Annotated in this window: 2 protein-coding genes; both read left to right on the top strand. The window is 50.0% G+C overall.

The window, feature by feature from the left end; translation table 11 throughout:
- Positions 1 to 195, top strand: a 195-nt coding sequence (locus tag CW742_RS12370; RefSeq protein ID WP_369333020.1) for a MarR family winged helix-turn-helix transcriptional regulator, incomplete at its 5' end; no start/stop codon positions are given.
- 85 nt (positions 196 to 280) lie between these two features.
- Positions 281 to 1,579 carry a transposase gene (locus tag CW742_RS12375; RefSeq protein ID WP_292420811.1) on the top strand — a complete coding sequence of 433 codons (1,299 nt, stop codon included), beginning with the start codon at positions 281 to 283 and terminating at the stop codon, positions 1,577 to 1,579.
- Positions 1,580 to 1,588 lie beyond the last annotated feature (9 nt).

The raw sequence follows: 1,588 nt of genomic DNA on the forward strand, positions 1-1,588 counted from the left end.
GTCCGGATGGACTGCGTGTACCGTGAACCGTCTCCCGATGACAAACGGGTCCTCTACATCCGGCTCACGGAAAAGGGGCAGAAGATCGCACAAGCCGAACAGCACGCCCTGCGCAGGGTAATTGAACGGATGATGAATTCCCTCGATGAACAGGAAATGGATCTCCTGATCGGGATCCTGCAGAAAGTCAGGTAATTTTTTGATTGTGTCCAATGATCGGCTAAGATAAGTACAGCGGGATGATCTCACTGGTTGACGAAACCAAAAGGAGATCACCCCAGTGCAGATCACAATCTCAATGAACGTAAACGTTTGCCTGCCTGACAACGAGAAAGTACCAATCGAAGCAATCGAGTATTCGTTAAAGAACCAGAATCTCGATGCCAAAGTACTGGAACAAGTACTGACTGCAATAGACGCCAAGCTGGTGACAATCCAATGCGGGGAGAAGTACTCGAAGGATCAGAGTAATCGCAGGTATCGTCGGGCCGGGACGAGCAGGAAGACGGTGATAACATCGGTCGGACCGGTAACAATACCTGTCAACAAGGTACGGGACACGGAACGAAACCGGGTAACCAAACCGCTGTATGACCGGGTACAATTTGCCGGAAAGCACCGGTACCAGACAAGTGTCTCGATGATCAGTGTCGATTTTGCCCAGAAGATGAGTTATCGGGATACTGTGGAAGAACTGTCACTGGTGATCCGCGAAGTTCCCTCCCGGATGACGATAAACAACCTGGTCAAAGAGTTCGGGAAATCGATCGGGATTGGAACCGGCGGTAAAAGCACGAGAGTGCTAATGGCCGACGGGACCAAAGCCCATTCCCAGGAACCCGGTGTAAAACAGAACGAGATCAACGTCGCGCTGGGAATCAATGATGACAATAAGATCCTGCTGGGCGTTACGGTAAACCAGAAGTGGGAACGTCTGGCAGAAAAACTCGGAGATGAAAAAATGCTATCCGAAGAAGCCGTGATCGTCTGCGATGGAGAGACCGAACTTCGGAATGCGTTTTCATCCGGGAACATTCAATTCCAGACCGACCTGATCCACGGGTTCAGGATTCTGGGATACAAGTTATGGGAAGATTCAGCGTTGAACCTGAACGGGAGAAAAGCCATAATCAATGACCTGAAAATGCTGCTGCTCTCGCTGAAGAACGTAGTTGTGTATCACAAATACGAACCGGATCGAATAAGCGATAAGATCAACCAGGTCGTTGACGGCATGGAATCGTTGTCAGCCCGGCTCATGGATCTCGGTTGTCATAAGGCGGCAAAATTCCTGAATGAGTACTCGAATACTCTTGTCACTTTTGCACGCCTGGCGATTCACGGTATAAAAATTCCCTGGAATTCGAATCGTATCGAACGGCTCATGGGCGAGATCTCGAAACGCGTCAAGCACAAGTGGATGCGGTGGACGACCGAAGGTCTCGAAACGATTCTGAAGCTGATCCTCGTGCGGTATACATCTCCGGAACGGTACAAGAATTTCCGTGACACGAAACTGGGACTGATCTCCGGTTCAATGATCTCCGTCCAGATCTCCGTGAATCATTCCGTTCAGTGAACAACGGGA

The organism is Methanoregula sp. (assembly GCF_002835825.1).
Classification (GTDB): domain Archaea; phylum Halobacteriota; class Methanomicrobia; order Methanomicrobiales; family Methanospirillaceae; genus Methanoregula.